The 23344-nt window shown below is 55.9% G+C and carries 12 protein-coding genes and 1 pseudogene; 6 read left to right on the top strand and 7 right to left on the bottom strand.

Annotated elements, in window-relative coordinates; translation table 11 throughout:
• Positions 1-44: 44 nt before the first annotated feature.
• Positions 45-2759: an HTH-type transcriptional regulator MalT gene (gene malT, locus ACL2XJ_RS05140; protein ID WP_132924953.1), complete on the bottom strand. Its 2715-nt coding sequence runs from the start codon at positions 2757-2759 to the stop codon at positions 45-47.
• 299 nt (positions 2760-3058) lie between these two features.
• Between malT and malQ the strand changes: the two genes are divergently transcribed.
• Entirely contained in the window at positions 3059-5167 is a 2109-nt protein-coding gene (malQ, locus tag ACL2XJ_RS05145) for a 4-alpha-glucanotransferase (RefSeq protein WP_413725854.1), read from the top strand.
• Between the two features lie 87 nt (positions 5168-5254).
• Here the strand turns inward: malQ and malG are convergent, their stop codons facing one another.
• The 3 genes from malG to malE form a co-directional block, all read right to left on the bottom strand.
• Positions 5255-6145: a maltose ABC transporter permease MalG gene (gene malG / locus ACL2XJ_RS05150; RefSeq protein WP_413725855.1), complete on the bottom strand. Its 891-nt coding sequence runs from the start codon at positions 6143-6145 to the stop codon at positions 5255-5257.
• A gap of 12 nt (positions 6146-6157) precedes the next feature.
• A complete protein-coding gene (gene malF / locus ACL2XJ_RS05155; RefSeq protein ID WP_132924947.1) occupies positions 6158-7729 on the bottom strand; it encodes a maltose ABC transporter permease MalF in 1572 nt (523 codons plus the stop codon).
• A gap of 255 nt (positions 7730-7984) precedes the next feature.
• The gene (malE, locus tag ACL2XJ_RS05160) at positions 7985-9178 is read right to left on the bottom strand and encodes a maltose/maltodextrin ABC transporter substrate-binding protein MalE (protein WP_132924945.1); all 1194 of its coding nucleotides are present in this window, start codon (positions 9176-9178) and stop codon (positions 7985-7987) included.
• Between the two features lie 405 nt (positions 9179-9583).
• On the opposite strand from malE, the gene malK reads away from it, so the two are divergent.
• The 4 genes from malK to ACL2XJ_RS05180 all read left to right on the top strand — a co-directional run bounded on the left by malK (position 9584) and on the right by ACL2XJ_RS05180 (position 14960).
• Positions 9584-10717 (top strand): maltose/maltodextrin ABC transporter ATP-binding protein MalK, encoded by a 1134-nt coding sequence (malK, locus tag ACL2XJ_RS05165; RefSeq protein ID WP_132924943.1) that lies wholly within the window; start codon positions 9584-9586, stop codon positions 10715-10717.
• A 19-nt stretch (positions 10718-10736) separates the two neighbouring features.
• Positions 10737-12044, top strand: a complete 1308-nt coding sequence (locus ACL2XJ_RS05170; protein ID WP_413725856.1) for a maltoporin — start codon at positions 10737-10739, stop codon at positions 12042-12044.
• Between the two features lie 107 nt (positions 12045-12151).
• Positions 12152-13087, top strand: a complete 936-nt coding sequence (gene malM / locus ACL2XJ_RS05175) for a maltose operon protein MalM (RefSeq protein ID WP_413725857.1) — start codon at positions 12152-12154, stop codon at positions 13085-13087.
• A gap of 928 nt (positions 13088-14015) precedes the next feature.
• Positions 14016-14960 (top strand): Rpn family recombination-promoting nuclease/putative transposase, encoded by a 945-nt coding sequence (locus ACL2XJ_RS05180; protein WP_413725858.1) that lies wholly within the window; start codon positions 14016-14018, stop codon positions 14958-14960.
• A 184-nt stretch (positions 14961-15144) separates the two neighbouring features.
• On the opposite strand, the pseudogene ygjG reads toward ACL2XJ_RS05180, so the two are convergent.
• Positions 15145-16509: pseudogene (gene ygjG / locus ACL2XJ_RS05185) on the bottom strand (putrescine aminotransferase); the annotation flags it as partial.
• Between the two features lie 597 nt (positions 16510-17106).
• Here ygjG and ACL2XJ_RS05190 point away from each other — a divergent pair.
• Positions 17107-18426, top strand: a complete 1320-nt coding sequence (locus ACL2XJ_RS05190; protein WP_413725859.1) for a ferric reductase-like transmembrane domain-containing protein — start codon at positions 17107-17109, stop codon at positions 18424-18426.
• 188 nt (positions 18427-18614) lie between these two features.
• On the opposite strand, the gene ACL2XJ_RS05195 is transcribed toward ACL2XJ_RS05190, so the two are convergent.
• Both ACL2XJ_RS05195 and patD read right to left on the bottom strand, forming a co-directional pair.
• Complete coding sequence (locus tag ACL2XJ_RS05195) at positions 18615-21341, bottom strand: cation-transporting P-type ATPase (protein WP_413725860.1); 2727 nt, start codon at positions 21339-21341, stop codon at positions 18615-18617.
• Between the two features lie 563 nt (positions 21342-21904).
• A complete protein-coding gene (patD, locus tag ACL2XJ_RS05200) occupies positions 21905-23329 on the bottom strand; it encodes an aminobutyraldehyde dehydrogenase (RefSeq protein WP_413725861.1) in 1425 nt (474 codons plus the stop codon).
• Positions 23330-23344 lie beyond the last annotated feature (15 nt).

Consider the following 23344-nt stretch of genomic DNA (forward strand, 5'->3'; position numbering starts at 1 on the left):
CTTTCCCGATCGTGCCACTATTCGTGCTAAAGGGAGACCGTGCCCTACACCTGATACCCAATCATCGTCAGCATGCGCTTCACCTGCGACACCGCCTCCTGCCGCTCCCCCACACCGAGTTTCTGATACAAATTGCGGATATGGGTTTTGATGGTGGTGGACGCGACATCCAGCTCGCCGGCAATCTGATTATTGCTGTAGCCGGAATAAATCAGGCCCAGCACCTGCCATTCGCGCTGGGTCAGCGGGCTGATGCGGATAAGCTCGGGGACCTGGGGATGCTGCAATAACTGATGCACGAACTCCTCATCGAAGTGAGCGAACTTATGCCGGTGATGGGCATTGATATCCCGCAGGATACGCTGGGTACGCTGCTGCTCCAGCTCCGGCAGGATGCCCAGCTGCAACAGCTGGCGCAACTGCACCGCCATCGTCTCCCCTTCAATCACGAAATGACTGATGAACCCGGTACGATTGGCCAGGGTCAACGCCTCTATCAGCACGCTCTGGGCCTCGCTTTTGCGGCCGGTATGCCAATAGATCAGGTTGTTCAGCAACAGATTGCGGTTCAAATCGCTCACCAACTGCAGCGCCCTGGCGTTGTCGTTTAATTCATCCAGCACCACTTCCGCCTCATCAAACTGGCCGAGCAGAATTTGCGCGCGGGCGATATTACGCCATTGTCCCTGCAGGAAATGGTTATCGACGCAATCCGGTTTTACCGTCTGATTAAGCCAGTTGGCGGCGGCGACGGTATCGCCGGTCAATTGCCAATAAATCACCCGCGGTTTATCGGCATTGGTTATCCAGTCGCTGTGGTATTGTCCGCTGTTGATAAGATTATCGCAACGGTGCAGCAAACGGCGGGCATCGTCGATATCGCCGCGCGCCAGCGCGCATTTCGCCAGCATCGCCAGACACTGCAACTGCTGCTGCGGCTGGGCGCTGGCCAGCACGTTCAGTCCGGCTTTGGCGGCCTGCTCCGCATCCTCCAGGCGCGCCCAGGACCAAAGCAGCTGCGCGCGCAGGCGCAGGAGAAATTCATGCATCGGCAATTGCTCAAGATGCTGTTCCCTCACCAGCGCGAACGCTTTCTCCTGGATATCGTAAGCCGCCTGCAAATAGCCCTGGGCAATCAATATTTCGCTTTGCTGCAGCAGCGCCCACAGGGCGTAATGATAGACCTCATGCTGCCGGGCCATCCGGTCGGTTTGCTGCATCATGGTCAAGGCATGGGTCAAGCGCCCTTTGCAGTGGGCGACTTCCCCGGTTACCGACATGGCGACAATACGGCCGTAAAAACTGGACATCGGCAAATGGCGCAGCGCTTCGGCGGCCAGAAACTCCGCCTGGTCGGTCTGGCCGGTGTTTATCGCCACCTGAGCCAGCAGCGCGTTGAATTCCGCCTGCAGCATCGGACTGATCTCAACGTCGCGGGCCTCCATTTGCGCTTTATCATGGGCCAGCATATCCGCCACCTCGCCGCAGCGGTGCTGGCTTTGGGCCAGCCAGCCCTTGAGCAGCACCAGCCTGGGAAGCGTGATCAGATCGTCATAAGGCACATGTTTCAGACAGCGATCCAGCAAGGCCAGTTCACCGCGGTTGAACAGCCGCCAGCCGTTGTCCAACAGAATGCGGCACATCATCTCGCGGTCCCCCGCGGACATGGCATGGTGGATAGCCTCCGCCGGATAGCCCAGCGTCAGCCAGCCTTCGGCGGCGCTGCGGTGGATGGCGGGCAACTCCGCAGCCAATTCCCACAGGCAGCGCTGCCGCAGAAAACTGGCGAACAGCGGATGAAAACAGAACCATTCGCCGGAATCATCCATGCGCTGGATAAACAAGCCCTGATGCTCGGTCATCTCCAGCCGGTGCTGACCGTTTTCTTCGCCGGTCAAATGGCCGATCAGCACATCGTTCATGGAACGCAGCACCGAACAGCGCAGCAAAAAACGCCGGGTGGACTCATCCACCCGATCCAGCACCTCGTCCACCAGATAATCGGAGAGATGACCGGCGTTGATGCCGGATAGCCGCTTCGCCGTCTTACTGGCGGGCGTATCGGACTGGCGCGAGGAGAGCACGATCAATTGCAGGGCCGTTGCCCAGCCGGCCACCTCATCGCATAACCGATTGCTGTCGGGGGGGTCAATGGGCATTCCCAGCCGGCAGTCGAAAAAACGCTTAGCCTCCTCGTGGGTAAAGGCCAATTGCTGGCTGCCTATCTCCAGCAGTTGATCCCGCACCCGCAGGTTGGCGATACCCAATGAAGGAAGATTGCGCGACAGCACGATGAGCTTGAGGTTATCCGGCTGATTGCGCAGCAAAAACCGCACGGACTCATGAATCACTTCATTGGTGATCAAATGATAATCATCGATCACCAGGAATACCGGCGTCGGCCAGTCGGATAAATCCACCGACAGTTGGATGAACAGCGTCGACAGAGTGGCATATTGATGTTTCTGCGCCAGCGCCTCGCTGCGCTGGCAGTGGCCGCCGGTTGCCTGTTGGAATGCCGCAATCAGGTAACTGGCGAATCGCTCGGGCTCATTATCGCTTTCATCCAGGGAATACCATCCTAAATCCTGCTTTGCCGCCGCCCACTGCGCCACCAGCGTCGTCTTGCCATAACCGGCGGGACTGGTGATAAGAGCCAGACGGTAATTAGCCGCCGCGGAAAGTCTATCTAACAAGCGTTGCCGAACAACCGTATTTTGCAGCCTTGCAGGCCGTCTGAGTTTAGAGGGGATCAGCATTTTTTTATTATCCAGAGGTATTGAATGGCGAAAAAAAGTTCAATCTTAATGTTTATTGAAAGTAAGGATTATGTAAGTAATTATTAATACAGGGTTATCTATTTCCTGCTTCGGTAAATTGCGCACGGTCACAAATTTCACTACGCCTTATCGCTCATCCCTCATTATTTATTCACTGGAGGATGAGAAATACCCGAACCATACGTTAGGTTACCCATTGAGTCATCGATACCGCCTGTTGCCTTTGGCAGGCGAGGACGCAATGTATCCGGCAGGTATTAGCGCCGGAGGGGATGAGCATGGAAGAAACCGGATCAGAATCACTCTCAGCCAACGCCGGCATCGCCGCCGATTACATCAATGCCCTCGGTCAGCGGCAGAGCATCTCGCCTCATACCATACAACGATTGCTTGACGCCATGGGCTACACCGCCCAACCCGGCCCTGCCGACGCCGCCCCGCTGCCGCCGGTACGGGTGTACCGACAAAAAACACCCTACCGGAACGGTCCCGATGACCGGCACTGGCTGATCCCCGGCGGACAGGGCAATTTCCGCTGGTGGCTGCATACCGAACAGGGCCGCATCCATCATGGAAAAATCGCCGCCGGGCAACGGCTGTCTCTGCCGGTATCGCTGCCGCCGGGTTATCATCGCCTGACCTTGAACCAGAACGGCCGGGAGTGGCATTGCCAGATAATCATCGCCCCCAGACGCTGTTTTGAACCCGACGAGCTGCTCGCGCAGCGTAAGTTATGGGGTACCTGTGTTCAGCTCTATACCCTCCGCTCCGAACACAATTGGGGCATTGGCGATACCGGCGATTTAAAACAGCTTATCCGGGAAATCGCCCGGCGCGGCGGATCGTTTGTCGGCCTCAATCCCATCCATGCCCTGTATCCGACCCTGCCGGACAATGCCAGTCCCTATAGCCCCTCCTCCAGACGCTGGCTTAACACGCTCTATATCGATGTGGGAGACGTGGAAGATTTTCAACTCAGCCCGGCGGCACGCGCGTGGTGGGCCCGCGGAGAGACTCGACGGGCCCTGGAGGAAGTCCGGGCCAGCCCAGGGGTGGATTATCGGCGCGTGGCGGCATTGAAATATACGGCGCTGCGCCTGGCCTGGCAGCAATTCAACCGGCGCGCCGCAGACGACGTCCGGCGGCGGGACTTTGAGGAGTTCGTACGCCGCGGCGGCGACAGTCTGCGCTATCAGGGCATTTTCGACGCGTTGCAGGGGCAACTCATTGCCAGGGATAAGGGGAACTGGAGTTGGCAGGTATGGCCGGAAGAGTACCGCGACGCCCGCGGTCCGGCCATAGAAGAATTTTGCCGCCATTCGTCCGGGGAGATTGCGTTTTATATCTGGCTGCAGTGGCTGGCGGATCGGCAATTCAATGACTGTTTCGCCTTATGCCGCACCCTGGAGATGCCTATCGGCCTATACCGGGATCTGGCGGTGGGGGTTAGCGACGGCGGAGCGGAAACCTGGAGCGAACCGGCGCTGTATTGCCTGCGGGCCTCGGTGGGGGCGCCGCCGGATGTGCTCGGCCCCCGTGGTCAGAACTGGGGTCTGGCGCCGATGTCGCCCCATGAAATGGCGTCCCGCGGCTACCAGCCTTTTATCGATTTATTAAGGGCGAATATGCGCGGCTGCGGCGCGCTGCGTATCGACCACGTCATGTCGCTGCTGCGCCTATGGTGGATACCTCTGGGGGATACCGCCGGACAAGGCGCTTATATCCACTATCCGGTGGACGATTTATTGGCCATATTGGCACTGGAGAGCCAGCGCAACCATTGCATGGTGATCGGCGAAGATCTGGGCACCGTACCGCAGGAAATCGTTAGCCGCCTGTTTAATAACGGCATCTATTCCTACAAAGTGCTCTACTTCGAGCAGGACGATCACCACGTCTTTCGGCCGCCGTCCGGCTATCCGTCTCAATCCATGGCCACCCTCACCACCCACGATCTGCCGACGCTGCGCGGTTACTGGACCAGTGATGATTTGCGGCTCGGCCGGGCACTGGGACTCTACTCCGACGACGGCATATTATCCTTCCTGCACCAGGACCGCCGGCTGGCGCGGCAAGGGCTGCTGGACGCCCTGCACCGGCAGGGCAGCGTGCCCGAACGCACCCGGCGACAGGCCGACCGCCTGCTGATGTCTCCGGTGCTTAATCGCGGGATGCACCTGTTTCTCGCCGACAGCGCCAGCGCCCTGCTGGGATTGCAGCCGGAAGACTGGCTGGATATGGCGGAACCGGTGAACGTTCCCGGCACCAGCGATGAATACCCGAACTGGCGCCGAAAACTGTCCCGTTCACTGGACGAAATCTTCGCCGACAGCAGCGTTAACCGCCTGCTGCGCGAGATTAACCGGCGTCGCGGCAAAGCGGGATAACGGACCAAAAAAACGGCGACCACATTAGGTCGCCGAAGACACAGCACACAGACACAGATAGATACAACAATTACCACAATAGTGACGTTAACCTTTTGTCCCCCCGGCGGTCAGTCCGCTGACCAGGAAGCGTTGGGCCAATAAAAACAGCAGGGTGATGGGCAAGGCCGAGAGCACCGCCGCGGCGGCGAAATCCCCCCACAGATAGTTTTGCGGGCTGAGATACTGCTGCATTCCCACCGCCAGGGTATAGCTGTTGACATCCCGCAGGAGCAGCGAGGCCACCGGAACTTCGGTCACCGCCGCGATAAACGACAACACAAAAACCACCGCCAGTATGGGCACCGATAGCGGCAGCAGTATCAGCCGGAAGGCTTGCCACGGCGTGGCCCCGTCAAGAGCCGCCGCTTCTTCAAGGGAACCGTCGATGGTCTCGAAATAGCCCTTGATGGTCCAGACATGCAGCGCAACGCCGCCCATATAGGCGAATATCACGCCGCCATGGGTATTGAGGCCGATAAACGGCAAATACTGGCCCAGCCGATCAAACAGGGCGTATAACGCCACCAGCGACAGCACCGCCGGAAACATTTGAAATATTAGCATGCCTTTGAGCAGCGAGTTTTTACCGCGAAAGCGCATGCGGGCAAACGCGTAGGCGCTGGTGGTGGATAACGCCAAAATGCCCACTGCGGTAATCGTGGCCACTTTTACCGAATTCCACAGCCACAACATGACCGGGAAAGGCGGCGGCGTTACGCTGCCATCCGGATGCTGCACCGGGAAACCCAGCGCCAGGCGCCAGTGCTCCAGGGAAATATGGTCCGGTATCAAACTGCCGGTGGAAAAATTGCCGGCCCGCAGTGAAATGGCCGCCACCATCAGCAGCGGGAAAATGATCAGGGCGATAAATCCCAGCAGGATCACATGAGTCGCCGCCAGACGCAGATAATGGGATCGGGATTGAACAATAGCCATCGGTGCGCCTCCTTAATCAAACTTCATTCTGCTGGCTTTCAGGTTGAGCACCGCCAGGCCGCCCACCAGTAGGAATATCAGGGTGGCTATGGCCGCCGCCAGGCCAAAATCCTGTCCGCCGCCCCCTTCAAAAGCGATGCGATAGGTATAACTCACCAGCAGGTCGGTATAGCCGGCCGGCGTGGCGGTGCCGATACGGTCCGGCCCGCCGTTGGTCAACAGTTGTATCAGGACAAAGTTATTAAAATTAAAGGCAAAACTGGCGATCATCAGCGGCGTAAGCGGCTTAATCAGCAGCGGCAGGGTAATCAGGAAAAAATTCTGGAAAGGCCCGGCGCCGTCCATCGCCGAGGCTTCATATAAATCGTCCGAAATGGATTTCAGCAATCCCATGCAGAGGATCATCATATAGGGGTAACCCAGCCAGCTGTTAACCACCACCAGCATCAGCCGGGCCAGCTCCGGATTGTTGAACCAGGCCGGCTGTATACCGAACAGGGCCTGCAGCATGAGATTGATTTCGCCGAAACTCTGGTTGAATAATCCCTTGAAGATCAGTATGGAGATAAACGACGGCACGGCATAGGGCAGGATCAGCAGTAAGCGGTAAACGGCCCGCCCCTTCAACGCTTCCCATTGCACCACGCAGGCCAGCACCATGCCGATGGCTACGGTGGCTATCACCGTGAAAAACGAAAAGAGCAGCGTCCAGATGAAAATCGCCAGGAATGGCTGGCGGATGCCCTGATCCTGCAATACCCGCAGGAAATTTTTCCAGCCCACCGAGACCGTATAGCCGGGGCTGAGTTTATCGTCGCCGAAGCCGCCGTTGGCCGTAACCGCCTGGTAAAATCCCGTGGCCGGATTCGGCCGATAGACCGTACCCGTGCCGCTGTCGGTCAGAGTTTCACCCGCTCCCGGAATGTACAAAGGCCGCAAGCGGGAAAATTGCCGCAGCGAGCTCATGCGCAAGCGGGTGCCGTCGGGTAGTTGCAGGGTCAAGCCGCTGAGTGCCTGGCGATGTTGCGTGATGCTGCGTAGCGTGCCCCGCTCTCCCGCCGGCGGCCCGTCGGATCGGGATAGAGGCAGGGTCCTTTCCGTCCCGGGGGTAAAACTGAATGACGGCGTAACCAGGGTCCCGCCGCCGTCGGGGTCGGTGAGCACCAGGCGCCATTGACCGCCGTCGGGGTAGAGGCTGAAATCATAAGGCGTGCCGGAGAGCAATTGCCGGTCAAGCAGTACTGCCCGGGCGCGTTCATAGGTGAGCTGGTGGACGCTGCTGTAGTTGGTGAAAGCGATGGCGACGGTGCAAATCAGCGGAAACAGTACGAACAATCCCATGCCCGCCACGCCTGGGTATACGTAGCGCCAGGCGTAAGCCCGGCGGTTGGTAAAAAGATAGACGCCGGTGCCGGTCAATATCAGCGTCACCATGGCAAAGAGATATTCGCCGCGGGCGTACATGGGGATCACCAGCCAGGCAATCAATAACGCCATGGCGGCCACCCATCCCCCTTTTACCCAGGGATGGTGCCACCAGCGTGTTTTTCTCCCGCCGGGCGGGGATGGATCGGTAACTGGCATAACCCCCTCCTTAAGCGGCGGAACGCCACGTTCGTTGCCCGTTCAATGACCGCGGGCTAATCGTGCCACGGTCTCCCTTTAACTCGCTCGTTGCATGTCCCGTGATCGCGGACCTAACGTGCCACGGTCTCCCTTTAACACGTTCGTTGCATGTCCGGTGATCGCGGGCCTACCGTGCCACGGTCTCCCTTTAACACGTTTTTTGCACGTCCGGTGATCGCGGGCCTACCGTGCCATGGGCGCTTGCATTCCTCGTTATTTGGTGATGCGGTCTTTTACTCCGTCCAAGGCTTCCTTAACCGTTTGTTTGCCGTTGATGGCATTGACCACCGCGCTGCGCTGGGCATACCAGAAGGCGCTCATCTGCGGGATGTTCGGCATGATTTCGCCGTTTTGCGAATTCACCATGGTGGCGGCAATGCGCGGATCCTTGGCCAGTTCGGCCTGGTAGCTTTTCAGCGCCACGGCACCCAGCGGTTTGTCTTTATTCATGGTGCTCAGGCCGTCGCGGGTCAGCAGGTAGTTCTCCAGGAACTCCTTGGCCAGCTCTTTGTTGGGGCTGGCGGCGTTGATGCCGGCGCTCAATACCCCGACAAAGGGTTTGGAAGGCTTGCCTTTGAAGGTCGGCAGTACCGCGACGCCGTAATGCATGCCGCTTTTTTCCATATTGCCCCAGGCCCAGGGACCGTCGATGGTCATAGCGGTTTCACCTTTGTTAAAGGCGGCTTCGGAAACGGCATAGTCGGTATCGGCGCTGATATGTTTGTTCTTGATAAGGTCAATGATGAACTGCAAACCGGCCACGGAACCGGCGTTGTTGACCCCAACGTCCTTGATATTGTATCCGCCGTTCTCCGCTTTGAAGGCGTATCCGCCGGCGGCGGCGATAATCGGCCAGGTGAAGTAGGGTTCCTGCAGGTTCCACATAATGGCGCTTTTGCCTTTGGCGCGCAGCTTGGTATCCAACGCCGGGATTTCTTCCCAGGTCTTTGGCGGCGCGGAAAGAAGATCTTTATTGTAAATCAGCGAGAGGGATTCCACTGCGATGGGATAGCCGATCAGTTTGCCATTGAAACGCACCGCATCCCAGGTAAAGGGGAAAAACTTATCCTGGAAGGCTTTATCCGGCGTCACTTCCGCCAGCAGGCCTGACTGGGCGTAGCCGCCAAAGCGATCGTGGGCCCACAGGACGATATCCGGCCCGTCACCGGTGGCCGCCACCTGCGGGTATTTTTCCTCCAGCTTATCCGGGTGCTCCACGCTGACCTTAATGCCGGTATCCTGTTCAAATTTCTTGCCGACCTCAGCCAGGCCGTTGTAGCTCTTGTCGCCGTTGATCCAGATAAGCAGCCGGCCCTCTTCTATTTTGGCGAAAGCCGAACCGCACAGCATGGCCGAGGTTAACGAGGAGAGAGCCAGGATACGTAAAGCGGATGTCATTATGGTCATAATATTCCGTCCTTTACAGAGTAAGCGGGGGTACCGGCGAGAGAGGATCGCCATGCAATTCCACATCGGACATACTGAGCAAAACCATTTACCCCCTCATCCTCCCCCGCCCTACGCCCTGAACGGTCCGAATGTGACCGCTATAACAGCGATGGGAAATATGCGGTCCATGCCACATAAAACCCGCTGAAATTTTGCCGCCGCTATCACGCTTTATCTGACGGCGTCAGGCTAAGCGCGGCAATCAGCGTTTTCTTTTCATCCTTAAGCCTCCCCCTAGAAAAAAACCTGCCCGGATGATTTCCCCTCTTGGCATTTAACTCACACTTGCCGTCACTTGCCGTCAGTCCGCCCCTCTGAATACCGACGGATGGCGCGTAGAAAGGCATCACAAAGGAAGCGCAAATGTCGAGCGTTACATTGCGGAATATCTGCAAAAGCTACGGTGAAAATGTGATTTCCAGCAATATCTCTTTGGATATCGGCGAGGGGGAGTTTGTGGTATTTGTCGGGCCGTCGGGCTGCGGGAAATCCACATTACTGCGGATGATTGCCGGGCTTGAGGACATTACTTCCGGCGAACTGAAAATAAACGATCGCCGGATGAATGAGGTGCCGCCCGCTCAGCGGGGGGTTGGGATGGTCTTCCAATCCTATGCGCTTTATCCGCATCTGTCGGTGGCGGGCAATATGTCGTTCGGCCTGCGGCTGGCCGGGGTTAAGAAGGCTGAAATCGAAAAACGCGTCGGTCAGGTAGCGGACATTCTCCAGCTCGGTCATTTGCTGAGCCGCCGCCCAAAGGCGCTGTCAGGGGGTCAACGCCAGCGGGTGGCTATCGGCCGAACCCTGGTGGCCGAGCCGCAGGTTTTTTTACTGGACGAACCCTTGTCCAATCTGGACGCCGCGCTGCGGGTGCAAATGCGTATTGAGATTTCCCGGCTCCATAAGCGCCTGCAACGCACGATGATTTACGTCACTCACGATCAGACTGAAGCCATGACGCTGGCGGACAAGATCGTCGTGCTGGATGCCGGCCGCGTGGCGCAGGTGGGGAAACCGCTGGAGCTGTACCACTACCCGGCAAACCGCTTTGTCGCCGGGTTCATCGGTTCGCCAAAGATGAACTTCCTACCGGTGAAGGTGACGACAACGTCCATCGACCAGGTGCAGGTCGAACTGCCGAACCGACAGCGGATCTGGCTGCCGGTTGACAGCAGCGGCGTGCAGACCGGCAGCAATATGTCCCTCGGCATCCGTCCGGAACATTTGCTGCCAAGCGACATCGCCGACGTCACCCTCAGCGGGGTAGTGCAGTTGGTAGAGCAGCTCGGCCGAGAAACACAGATACATATTCAAATTCCGGCTCTGCGTCAAAACCTGGTGTACCGCCAGAACGACGTGGTGTTGGTTGAGGAGAGTGCCCCTTACGCCATCGGCCTGCCGCCGCAGCGCTGCCATCTATTCCGTGAGGATGGCACCGCCTGTCGCCGGCTACACCGTGAGCCGGGTGTTGAAGTACACCAGCAAAATAAGCAATGAAAATAATAGGAGATAAACGATGATAATGCTGCGCAAATATTCTCTGGCGGCAGTGGCAGTGGCTACAGCGCTTATATCGGCCCATGCATCCGCGGTCGATTTCAAAGGTTATTTACGTTCAGGTATCGGCTGGACAGGCAGCGGCGGCGAACAGCAATGTTTCAAGGCCACCGGCGCCGACAGTAAATACCGTCTGGGCAACGAATGCGAAACCTACGCCGAAATTGAACTGGGACAGGAAGTATGGAAGGACGGCGATAAAAGTTTTTATGTCGATTCCATGATCGGTTATTCCGTATCCCAGTTGAATGACGATGAATCCACCTCCCCCAGCGTTCGACAGATGAACGTCAAGGGCGTGAACGTGATTGACTCGCTGCCGGGATCCACCATCTGGGCCGGTAAACGTTACTATCAACGTCACAACGTGGATATGATCGACTTCTACTACTGGGACATCTCCGGTCCTGGCGGCGGTCTGGAAAATGTCGACCTGGGCTTCGGTAAACTCTCAATCGCCACGACGCGTAACAGTGAAGCGGGCGGTTCCGAGGCATTTGTCGACGGCGTGACCAGAACCAAGGCCCTGTCCAACGACATTTTCGACGCCCGTATTGCTCAGGTAGGACTGAATCCCGGCGGCTCGCTGGAATTTGGTTTTGACTACGGCCGCGCCAACGAAACCGACGGTTATCGCCCCAACGTCGATGGCGCCACCAAAGATGGCTGGATGGCAACCATCCAACATACCCAGACCTTCCATGACACCAGCCTGAATAATTTTGTGGTGCAGTACGCCACCGACGCGATGACCCAAGATCGTAAAGGCCATCCCATCACCAACATGAACAATGACGGCCATATGTTCCGCGTTATCGACCATGGCGCGATCGATTTCAACGACACCTGGAGCCTGGCCTATGTCGGCATGTACCAGGATGTGGATCGTGATAACTCAAGCGGTTCCACCTGGTACACCGTGGGCGTCCGTCCGATGTTCAAATGGACGGAAACCATGAGCACCCTGTTGGAAGCCGGTTACGATAACGTCAAATCCCAGGCCACCGACCAGCGCAACAGCCAATATAAAGTTACCCTGGCCCAGCAATGGCAGGCAGGCAACAGTATCTGGTCCCGTCCGGCCATTCGCCTGTTCGCCACTTATGCTAAATGGAATGAAAAATGGGGCTATGCCACCAGCGACGATGTTCGGGCAAATCCTGACCTGGTGGAAGGCGCCGCCTATAGCGATACCGGCACCCACACCTTCAGCCGTGGCGACGACAATGAGGTAACGTTCGGTGTCCAGGCGGAAGCCTGGTGGTAAACACCCCGTCCGCGCGGGCATCTGATGCCCGCCGGTACGCATAATACCTTGGCCCGTATTCGTCTTGCCTGAGGAATACGGGCCGTGATTTTCCGAGGATAAAAAAAATGAAAAAACATCTTCTGGCCCTCTGCCTGTTTCCGGCCCTGAGCCTGTCATCCCTACCGTCATTTTCCGCCGAGCCGTTCTCCGGCCCGCAGGATGTATCCGTCGCGCCCGCCGTTTCCGTGGCCAAGCTGCAAAGCCTGCCATGGCAGCCGCTGATGCCGCCGACGGCGCGTGAATTCGTGCTTGACGCCTCCGCTCCCGGTATCAATCAGGGCGACATGACCGGACCGGCGGTCGCGTTAACGCTGCCCGCCAATCAAGGATCGCTGGAAATTACCCTCGCAAGCGTAATCAAACATGAAAGCGTATATGCTCCCAACGTCCTGGTGCTGGATGAGCAGATGCATCCGGCGGCTTTTTTTCCCAGCAGTTACTTCCCCTATCAAAAACCGGGCATAGCCTCGTCGAACCGGCTGGAAGGCACCCTGAAATTGACGCCGGTATTGGGGCAAAAACAGATCTTTCTGCTGATTTACACCACCCGCCAGGATCTCACGGGACGCACTAAAATGATCAATCCGGCCAAACTCTATGCCGAAGGCGTCGGCAACGCCATTCCGGATGTGCCGGATCCCTACGCCCGCCACAGCGCGAACGGCACTGTTGAGGTAAAGGTCCGCTCTGAACAAAACAGCGGCAATATCATGATCGGCCAAATCTTCTCCTCACGGGAATCGCAGCCGGTGGTAGTGGGCAGCACGGCGCCCGCCGTCAATACCCCGGCGACACCCGCTGCGGCTGCTGCTCCCGTCGTACCGGCGGCCCCCGCAGCGCCGATGCTGAACGACACCGAAAGCTATTTTAACCGGGCCATCAAACAGGCGGTGCACGACGGCAATATCGACAAGGCACTGAAACTGCTCAATGAAGCAGAGCGTCTGGGCTCGACGTCGGCGCGGCAAACATTTATCAGCAGTGTAAAAGGCAAGGGATGACATTATCCCTATACTGCTGATATTTGGCAGATTATTGGTGCGCTTCGGCGCACCTCTTTTATCGGCTGCGGCATAACTGCTTGCTCTGTCTACCTGAATACCTGCTAAATCCAGCGCGAAAAACGCCACCTTGCCGCCGGTACACGTTCCCCTTCCCTTGAGCAGCGCACACCTTTCGTCAATCAATCCCCGATACTGTGTCTATATTTTTTAAAAAAAGGTCGCCAGTTTTTATTGTTTGCAACTTTATTTTTGCGACCATTTCATTCATAAACTTTCTAATAAATATTTTTTATTTTCTCACAGAATATCTTTTATTCGACATTTTATGAGAAATAGATAATATTGCTTCTGTCCCGGCCGACGTCCTTTCCCAGAAATCATCAGGAGCATAAATATTTAGTGATATTTATTTTACCTTGTTAATCTCGGCTTTAGAATAGCCAGCCTTTTCATTTATCTTACCTTAATAATATCGGCAAAATCACATGAATAAACACCGTATAACATCATCTTCTCCCAAACAGCAAAGTCCTGATCAAATACATTCTGGCCATCTGCGTTTTGGAAAACTATTTCCTGGCCATAGGCATTCTAGCAAAATACATCCTGGTCAAACGCATGCGTGTCTAACGCAATTTGGTCAACCATTTCCTTTACTATCAAAGGCAACGCCCGTTTTTCAACCTAATTCATCATCCCGGCAACCTTGTGAATCGTAGTTTAAATACTCCACGCCAATTGGATTTTCCACATCGCTGGTTTGTTATCGGGGCATCCCTGTATGCCAATATTTATTTTCCGATGCATATTTAGCAATACTTGATTTGTAATAGTGTCGCGTGCCCCCCATGATTAATAAGTAATCTATGGTGTTTTATTGCGATTTATAATCATACCAATAATATTATTAATAGCGATATAAAATATGACAAGTAATATCTTACGACATGATGCAATATTCAAATTACATATGGCCGATCCCTCCATTGCCCGTGATTTTCTACAAAAACATGTTCCAGAGGCTTTACGGCAGCACTGTGATTTTAATACACTGAATTTGTGCTCCGGCTCTTTTGTGGAAACCAACCTGCGTCAGCATTATTCCGATATGCTGTATTCGGTTCGAACCCAGTGGGGGGAGGGATACATTTATTGCCTGGTGGAACACCAGAGCCGCTCGGATGAATTGATGGCTTTCCGATTGATGCGTTATAGCCTGGCGGCCATGCAGCAGCATCTCAATAAGGGCAATAGGAAATTACCGCTTGTCGTACCGATTTTGTTTTACCATGGCAGTCAAAGTCCTTATCCCTTCTCCAACAACTGGCTGGATTGCTTTGAGAATCCTGAACTGGCCGGCATGGTGTACGGCAATCCCTTTCCCCTTGTGGATATCACGGTGACGCCGGATAAGGAGATCATGACGCACGGCGGCGTTGCCGCATTGGAGTTGGTGCAAAAACATATCCGGCTTAAGGATATGATTGAACTGGCGGATAGCCTGGGTACGATATTATCTCATCGGCCCCTACCGACGGAACTGTTCAAAAGCCTGATGATTTATATCGGCGAGAGCGGGAATAGTCCGGACGCCACACTCTTTATCGACAGGCTGCAACGCCTGGCGCCCCTTTATAAGGAGGATATCATGACCATAGCGCAACAGTTGGCCGAGAAAGGCCGACTAGAAGGAATACAGGAAGGCAAACTGGAAGGCAAACTGGAAGGAAAACTGGAAGGAAAACTGGAAGGTGAATTGGAAGGAAAACGTAAAGTTGCCAGCCAGCTCTTTTTACGCGGCTTCGACAAAGCGATGATAAAAAGCGTCACTGCACTTAGCGATGAACAATTGGCCGCTCTGGCGCATTAAAAAGTTTCTCGGACAATATCAAGCCCGCCTTGGCCCCCATCCGCTTTGCCGGAAGGGGGCTTTTTAATGAATGCAGTCAATGGATCTACCGCAGTGAGGCAGACGCCATAACCGCTACCCCAACAGGGGCGGCGATTTTTATGGGCGTAGTTACCGCTATGGCCGTGGGCTTCATGAATACCTGCGCGCCCGGCGCATTGATTCGCATCGCCGCCAGAACCCGTTCCGCTGCGCCCAATACCTGGTGACAATATTCCAGGGTAATGGTCAGCGGCGGCTCGATACGGATGGTTTTGGCGTTATTCAGGGTGCCGGCCACCAATACCTGATGGCGGAACATACCCTGTGAGAAGGCGTAGCCTATATCATTGCGCCGGAACTCCAATGCCTGCATCAGCCCTCGGCCGCGCGCTTCGACTAAAAACTCGGGATAGTCCGCCGCCAGGCGGGAAAGGCCTGCCAGCAAGACGTGGCCCTTTTGCGCCGCCTGAGCCGGCAGATCCTCCGACAGCAGCACGTTAAACGTCGCCAGCGCCGCCGCGCATGCCAGGGGATTGCCGCCAAAGGTGGTGGTATGTAAAAAAGGATTGTCGAACAGCACGGAAAATATTTCTTCCGTGGCGACGGTAGCGCCGATGGGCATCACGCCGCCGCCGAGGGCTTTGGCCAGGCACAGTATATCCGGCTGGACGCCTTCGTGTTCGCAGGCGAACATTTTGCCGGTGCGACCCATGCCGGTCTGCACTTCATCCAGGATCAACAGCGCTCCCGTTTCATCGCACAGCGCCCGCACCGCCGTCAGATAACCGGCCGGGGGGATAATGACGCCGCCTTCCCCCTGAATTGGCTCCAGGATCACCGCCGCGACATCGCTATAGGCGCGAAGATGAACGCGCAGCGCGTCAATGTCGCCGAACGGCACGTGATCAAAACCCGGCAGCATCGGCATAAACGGCTGGCGAAACGCCGCTTTGGCGGTGGCGGAAAGCGCGCCGAGAGTCTTGCCGTGAAAGGCGCCGCTCGTGGCGACGAACCTGAATTTTCCCCGTGGCGCCTGATAGGCTTTGGCCAGTTTTAACGCTGCCTCTACCGACTCGGTGCCGCTGTTACTGAAGAAGGTATATTTAAGCTTTCCCGGCGTGACCGCCGCCAGGGTTTTAGCCAGCAGGGCGCGTAACGGATCGAGTAATTCCTGGCTGTGAAGAGGCTGCTTGGCCAGTTGATGTTCGACGGCGGATAGAACTTTTGGATTACGGTGCCCCACGTTAAAAATACCGAAACCACCCAGGCAATCAATATATTCCCTACCCTGGGTGTCCACCAGCGTATTTAGGCCGCTGGCCCGCCATTCTACGGCCCCGTAATCCCCGCCTACCGTCACCGATTTTCGATATTCAAGAAAACCGGGATTCACATATTCTTTAAAATTATTCATCACCTGATTATTCAGGTCGATCATTTCATCTTGCGTCAGAGTTTTTTTTTCAATCCACTTCAAAGCCTGCTGAGTACACTCTAGCGGGGTAAGGTTATCGGATATACTGGACAAAATAAGCTCCCGGGAATGAGATATCACATGATATCGCTGTCACCCTTGCAGGGGCCGGGCCAACTGTAACCAATAATGTCGCATCAGAACAAAATATTAATAAATGCGACGAACCCAGACGTTCTATTAAGTGAAACCTGAGTTAATCGAATTAAACGCTGAGAGGAAAATATCAGAAAATATTAACATTGCGTAGAATGCACCTTAAAAGTGCAGCACTGCTCCAAATAAGCGCAAACGGCGAAACTGAGGATGCCGATGAATTTTTAACGCAGACTTTTATAGCAAATAAAAAAAACAATCACAATGGTTTTTTTGCGGTAAACGCGGAATCCATTAGAGAATCCTCTCCCGGCCCGGCCTGCATCGTCGCCTTCGGCCGTGCCCTCCTTACGTTAATGCTAAGCAACGTTGACGTTAATTATCCGGTCCGGACATATTCGCGAAAGACAGAATAAATATAAGTATTATTTAATGAAATAATGAAGATCATTTTCTTAAAAATATTTATAAACGGAGAGCCGACGCAATTTATTTTATAATATGCCGGATTATAATGCCGGAACTCAAATAATAGTCCTGTGCAGGGAGATAACAATGATTAGCTTTGCGCTGCGTAATATATTATGGTTGATTATATATCTCTTCTTTATATTAGCTCCGCTATTTGTTTTATTATTCGGTTCGCTGCCTCCCGCCAGAAGCTTCTGGACCGAGCTATCCATTGCCCTGGGCTATTCCGGGCTGGCGATAATGGGGCTGCAGTTCGGCCTGACATCTCGATTTCGCTGGGTAACCAAACCCTGGGGCGAGGATGTGATCTATCATTTCCATCGAAGAATATCATTCATCGCCCTGGGCCTGGTACTGGCCCATCCGCTGATTCTGTTTGTTATCCGGCCGGAACTGCTGGCGCTGCTCAATTTTATCGCGGCGCCATGGCGCGCCAGATTGGCGGCGATTTCCACTTATTCACTGATTGCCCTTATCATTATGGCGCTGTGGCGGGTGAAATTGAAGTTAAGCTATGAAGCCTGGCATCTGACCCACATCATTCTGGCGGTGGCGGCGGTAGCGGCGGGGATTTTGCATATGGTGGCCTGGGGCGTCTATCTGGTGGACCCGGTAAAAAAGGCGCTATGGTGCGCACTGGCGCTGTTTTGGCTCACGCTCCTGCCCTACGTCCGTATAGTGAAACCGTTGTTTATGCTGCGCCGGCCCTACCGGGTGGCACAGGTTAAGGTCGAACGCGGCGATACGACGACCCTTGTGATGAAACCCGAGGGTCACCAGGGGTTCCGGTTTACGCCGGGACAGTTCGGCTGGCTGACGCTTTGGGGCAGTCCGTTTCAAATCACCGGCCATCCGTTCTCTTTTTCCTCCAGCGCAGAGGCGAGCGACGGCAGCGTCGAAATGTCGATCCGCAAACTGGGGGATTTTACCGCCAAAGTCAGCCGGGTTGCCGTGGGACAGCGGGTCTATATCGACGGTCCCTACGGAGCCTTCACCATTGGCAATCCGGCGGATATGCATGTACTTATCGCCGGCGGGGTCGGTATTACGCCCATGATGAGCATCCTGCGCACCTTAGCCGATCGCGGCGACAAACGGCCGGTGGTCTTGATCTACGGCAGCAAGGATTGGGAATCCATCACCTTTCGCGAAGAGCTGGATGCCCTGCAGGCGCGGCTCGATCTGAAGCTGGTATACGTCCTGACCCGCCCCCACGAGGGCTGGACCGGTGAAGTAGGCTATATCGACGCCGGGCTGTTCAAACGTCATTTGCCGCCGCCCTTTGATATGCATGAATATTTTATCTGCGGCCCCCATATGATGATGGATGCCATTGAACAGACGCTGGCACAGATGCACGTGCCGATGTCCAAATACCATACCGAACGCTATAACTTCGCTTGAGGAGAATCGGCTATGCAACGACTTTTTGCCGAACGGCTGGCCCTGGCCACCGGGATTATTATCGTGGCGCTGTCCCTGCTTTTTGCTTATCTGCGGGTATATGGCTGAAAATATTCAACGGCCCGGCAGCCAGCCGGGCTGAGCTTCTTGACAAAGTGTCCGGTCGAGGCAGGCTTGACCGCCGTGTCTCACGCCGCATTGGCCGCCGGTCTGAAACGGGCGAACAGCCATTTTTCTATTTCGACAATGATAAAGATGCCGATACTCACCAGCAGGGTCACCCCCCAGTAATAGGCCGGCAGCGGTTCGGTGCCGAATGCCCGGTTCATAAACGGCAGGTAGATGATGGCCAATTGCAGCGCTACCAGTACGGCGGTGACCAGCCATAATCCCTTATTCAAAAACATTTCCCGATTCAGCGGGAAACGATCCGCCACGCGGCAGTTGAACATATAAATCCACTGCGCGGTAACCAGCGTCTGCATTATCAGGGTGCGAATAAATTCGCCGCTATAGCCGCGGGGCAGCAGCAGCGATTCCAGCAAAAAGGCGCTGCAGGCGATAAGCGTACCGACAAAACCGATGCGCCAGATGGCGTGGCCGTCCAGCACGTGCCGAGCGGGATCCCGCGGCTGGCGGCGCATAACGCCTTTTTCCGCCGGCTCAAAGGCCAGGCCGAACGAAAGCGTTGTCGAGGTGGCCATATTCACCCACAATATCTGCAGAGCGGTCAGGGGAATAACGGCCCCCGCCAGGATGGCAAAGATAATCAGCAGGCCCTGCGCCAGGTTGGTGGGCAGTATAAACAGAATGGTTTTTTTCAGGTTATCGTAGACGCGCCGCCCTTCCTTCACCGCGTTGGCGATAGTGGCGAAGTTATCGTCGGTCAAGACCATATCCGCCGCTTCCTTGGTGACCTCGGTTCCCTTGATCCCCATGGCGATACCCACATCGGCCTGTTTGAGCGCCGGCGCATCATTAACGCCATCACCGGTCATACCCACAATTCCGCCCCTGTTCTGCAATGCTTTTACCAGCCGCAGCTTATGTTCCGGACTGGTACGGGCAAAAATATCATAACGCACCGCGGCGTCGGCCAATTCATCGTCGTCCATATGCTCCAGCCGGCTGCCGGTGATTGAGTCGGCCCCGTTGCCGATACCCAGCATGGCGCCAATGGCCATGGCGGTTTCCTGATGATCGCCGGTTATCATTTTTACCCGGATACCGGCCCGCTGGCACTGGGCAATGGCATCGATGGCTTCCGGACGGGGCGGATCCATCATTCCCGCCATACCGGCGAAGATCATGCCCTGCTGTAAAGCCTCATGCTCCAGCGCCGACTCGCCTTCCGCGCTGTTTTTAAAGGCGGCCGCCACCATGCGCAATCCCTGCTTGGCATAGCGCGCCATCTCCTCTTCCCAGTATTCCCGGCGGAACGGACGCATTCCCTCCTGTGCCAGTTCCTGATGGCAAAAGGCAAACAGCACATCCGGCGCCCCGGTGATGAAAACAAGGGTCTCACCTCCTATCCGATGACGGGTCGCCATGTATTTATACGCGGAATCAAAGGGGATTTTATCCCGCAGCTCCACCTCGCCGAGCCGCAGGGCGGCTTTGGCGGCCAGGACCTTTAACGCGCCCTCCGTCGGTCCGCCGGTAATGCCCCAGCGGCCCCGCTCGTCTTGACTGATTTGGCTGTCGTTACAAAGCTCAACCGCGGTGATAAAGCGCGCCAGGGCGGGATGGGCAGAGAGGTCCACGGCCTGCTCCTCCCCCGGCGAAGAGATCACACCGACCGGCTCATAGCTTTCCCCACTGACCCGATAGCCGCCGTCCGCCGTGACCACCGCTTTCACCGTCATCTCATTCATTGTCAGCGTACCGGTTTTATCAGAGCAGACCACCGTCATCGCCCCCAGGGTTTCCACCGTCGGCAGCTTGCGGATAATGGCCCGTATCCGCGCCATAGACTGTACGCCCAGGGACAGGATAATCGAGATAATGGCCGGCAAACCTTCGGGCACCGAGGCGACCGCCAGGCTTATCAGCGCCAGCAGCAGCTCGGTGAACGGCATATCCCGCAGGAAGAAGGCGAAGACAAACAGCACCGCCATCATCACCAGGATCAGCATGAAAATCCCTTTGCCCAGACGATCCATTTGCGCCAAAAGCGGCGTGCGGTGAGGATCTATGGCGGCCATCATCTGGTTGATATGGCCAAGCTCGGTATCGCCGCCGCTGGCGATAACCACGCCCTTGGCCGTGCCCGCGCTGATGGTTGTGCCGGAAAACAGCAGGTTGATGCGATCGCCGATGGTCACTTCACGGTCAATCGCCCCGGTCTGTTTTTCCACCACCGTCGATTCGCCGGTGAGAATCGCTTCCTCCACCAGCAGGTTATGGGCCTCCATTAATCTCAGATCCGCCGGAATCTTGTCGCCAGGGCGTAGCGTGACGATATCGCCGGGCACCAAATCCCCGGCTTCAATGGTCTGGGTTACCCCCTCGCGGATAACCACCGCCTTGGTGGACAGCATATTCTGGATGCTTTTGAGCGACCTTTCGGCATTGCTTTCCTGCACAAAACCAATCAACGCGTTAATCACCGCCACGGCCAGAATAATGACCATATCTACCCACTGTGCCATAACCCCTTTTAACACCGCCGCAATAAGCAGTATGTAGATCAGCACGTCATTAAAATGCGCCAGAAATTGCAATAAAGGATGGCGGGCTTTCCGGGCAGGCAACGTATTGGGACCATAATGGCGTAACCGCTCGGCGGCCTCCTGTGTCCCTAATCCGGCATTGCCGGTATTGAGCCGACGCAGCGTTTCTTCCGTATCCAGCCTATACCAAGCATTATCCTGACTCTGCGGTGAAATAGACGGCGTTACCGGTGAGGTATTCATTGCAGGACCCTCCAAATGGCAAACATATACCTGTTATTCGCAAGTAATAATTAAAAGTCCGATTTATCCCGCACGGAAATATTGCCGATAATCCCCCTGGCCCAGCCGGGCCAAAAGCGACTTTCCGCTCGCGAGCAGACAATGGTATGCGATAGGATAATAACAGCCCATTACCGCCATCAATGAGAGGTGAGTCAGCTTATTAACAGGAGACTAATAAATTATTTAAACAAACTTTCGCTAACCCGTGCCGTAATAATGCGTCATGCGCAAATGGGGGATGTATTTTTAAGGGAAGAAGTGAATATATTTATTAGACCAATTTATACATTTATTATTTAATTAATTACACCGTCTTAATGAATATTTAATACCGTATCGGCGACAGGCCTTATAGCCCGAAGAAAAATGAGTCTGCGAACTGCCTATTGCGGTAAACACATTAATCAGGGCGATCCAAACTTATGGAGCCAAAAGATTACAATAAGCTTTATAAATAATATCAGTCCGGATTTCGTGCGGCGGCATCGGCCCCGCCCCGTAGCCCACGGGGCGGACCGGGTTTAATGCCGGATCATGATATGACGTACGGTGGTGTAATCTTCCAAACCGTACATGGACAAATCCTTGCCGAATCCGGAGAGCTTTTGGCCGCCGTGGGGCATTTCGCTAACCAGCATAAAATGGGTATTCACCCAGGTGCAGCCGTATTGCAGGCGGGCGGTGACCCGATGAGCCCGGCCGATATCCGAGGTCCAGACCGAGGAGGCCAGTCCGTAGGGCGAGGCGTTGGCCCAGCGGATGACCTGCGCCTCGTCGTCGAATACCGTGACGGTGACCACCGGTCCAAAGACTTCCCGCTGGACGATTTCATCTTCCTGCCGCGCATCCGCCAGCACCGTGGGGGCAAAATAAAAGCCCTTTCCCTCCAGAGGCGCGCCGCCGGTAATGACCCGGATATGGGGCAGGGCCTTCGCGCGCTCGACAAAACCGGTCACCCGCTGCAGCTGCGCCTGGGTAATCAGCGGCCCCAGTTCGGTGCTTTCATCCGCGGGATCGCCGGCTTTGAGGGTGGCGACGCTGCGGCCCAGGGCGTCCACCAGTTGATCGTACACTCCGCGCTGAACATACAGGCGGCAGGCGGCGGTGCAGTCCTGGCCGGCGTTATAAAAACCGAAGGTTCTGATGCCCTCCACTACCCCGGCGATATCGGCATCGTCAAAGACGATGACCGGCGCCTTGCCCCCCAGCTCCATATGGGTCTTCTTGATGCCGCCGGCGGTATGGGACAGGATATGGGCGCCGGTGGCGATGGAGCCGGTGAGCGATACCATGCGCACGCGCTCATGGCCGGTCAGGGCGTCGCCTATCTCGCTGCCGGTACCGAACAGGACGTTTACCACCCCCGGCGGGAAAATGTCCGCCAGCAGATCCGCCAGATAGAGCGCGGTAAGCGGCGTCTGCTCCGCGGGCTTGAACACCACGCAGTTGCCGGCGGCCAGGGCCGGGGCCAGTTTCCAGGCCGCCATCATCAGCGGATAGTTCCAAGGGGCGATGGACGCCACCACGCCAATGGGGTCGCGCCGGGTAAGGGAGGTATGACCTTCCAGATACTCTCCCGCGGCGCTGCCGCCCAGGCAGCGGCAAGCCCCGGCGAAGAAGCGGAAAACATCCGCCACCGCCGGGATTTCATCGTTGATCACGCAGTGATAAGGCTTGCCGCAGTTTAAGGACTCAAGCCGCGCCAGGGATTCGCCGTGCCGCTCGATGGCGTCCGCCAGTTGCAGCAGCATGGCGGCCCGGCTTTTTGGCGTGGTCTGCCCCCAGCTGTCGAACGCCGCATCCGCCGCCCGTACGGCGGCATCCACCTGTTCAACACCGGCTTCAGCCAGGGTAACGATGATATCGCCGGTGGCCGGATTAATGACCGCGGTCTGTTTACCCGTTCCCGCCTCTGCCCGGCCGTTTATCAGTAATTTATCATGCATAGCCTGTTCCTTATT

Origin of the sequence: Sodalis sp. RH16 (assembly GCF_047324245.1) — a bacterium.
Taxonomy (GTDB): domain Bacteria; phylum Pseudomonadota; class Gammaproteobacteria; order Enterobacterales; family Enterobacteriaceae; genus Acerihabitans; species Acerihabitans ligni.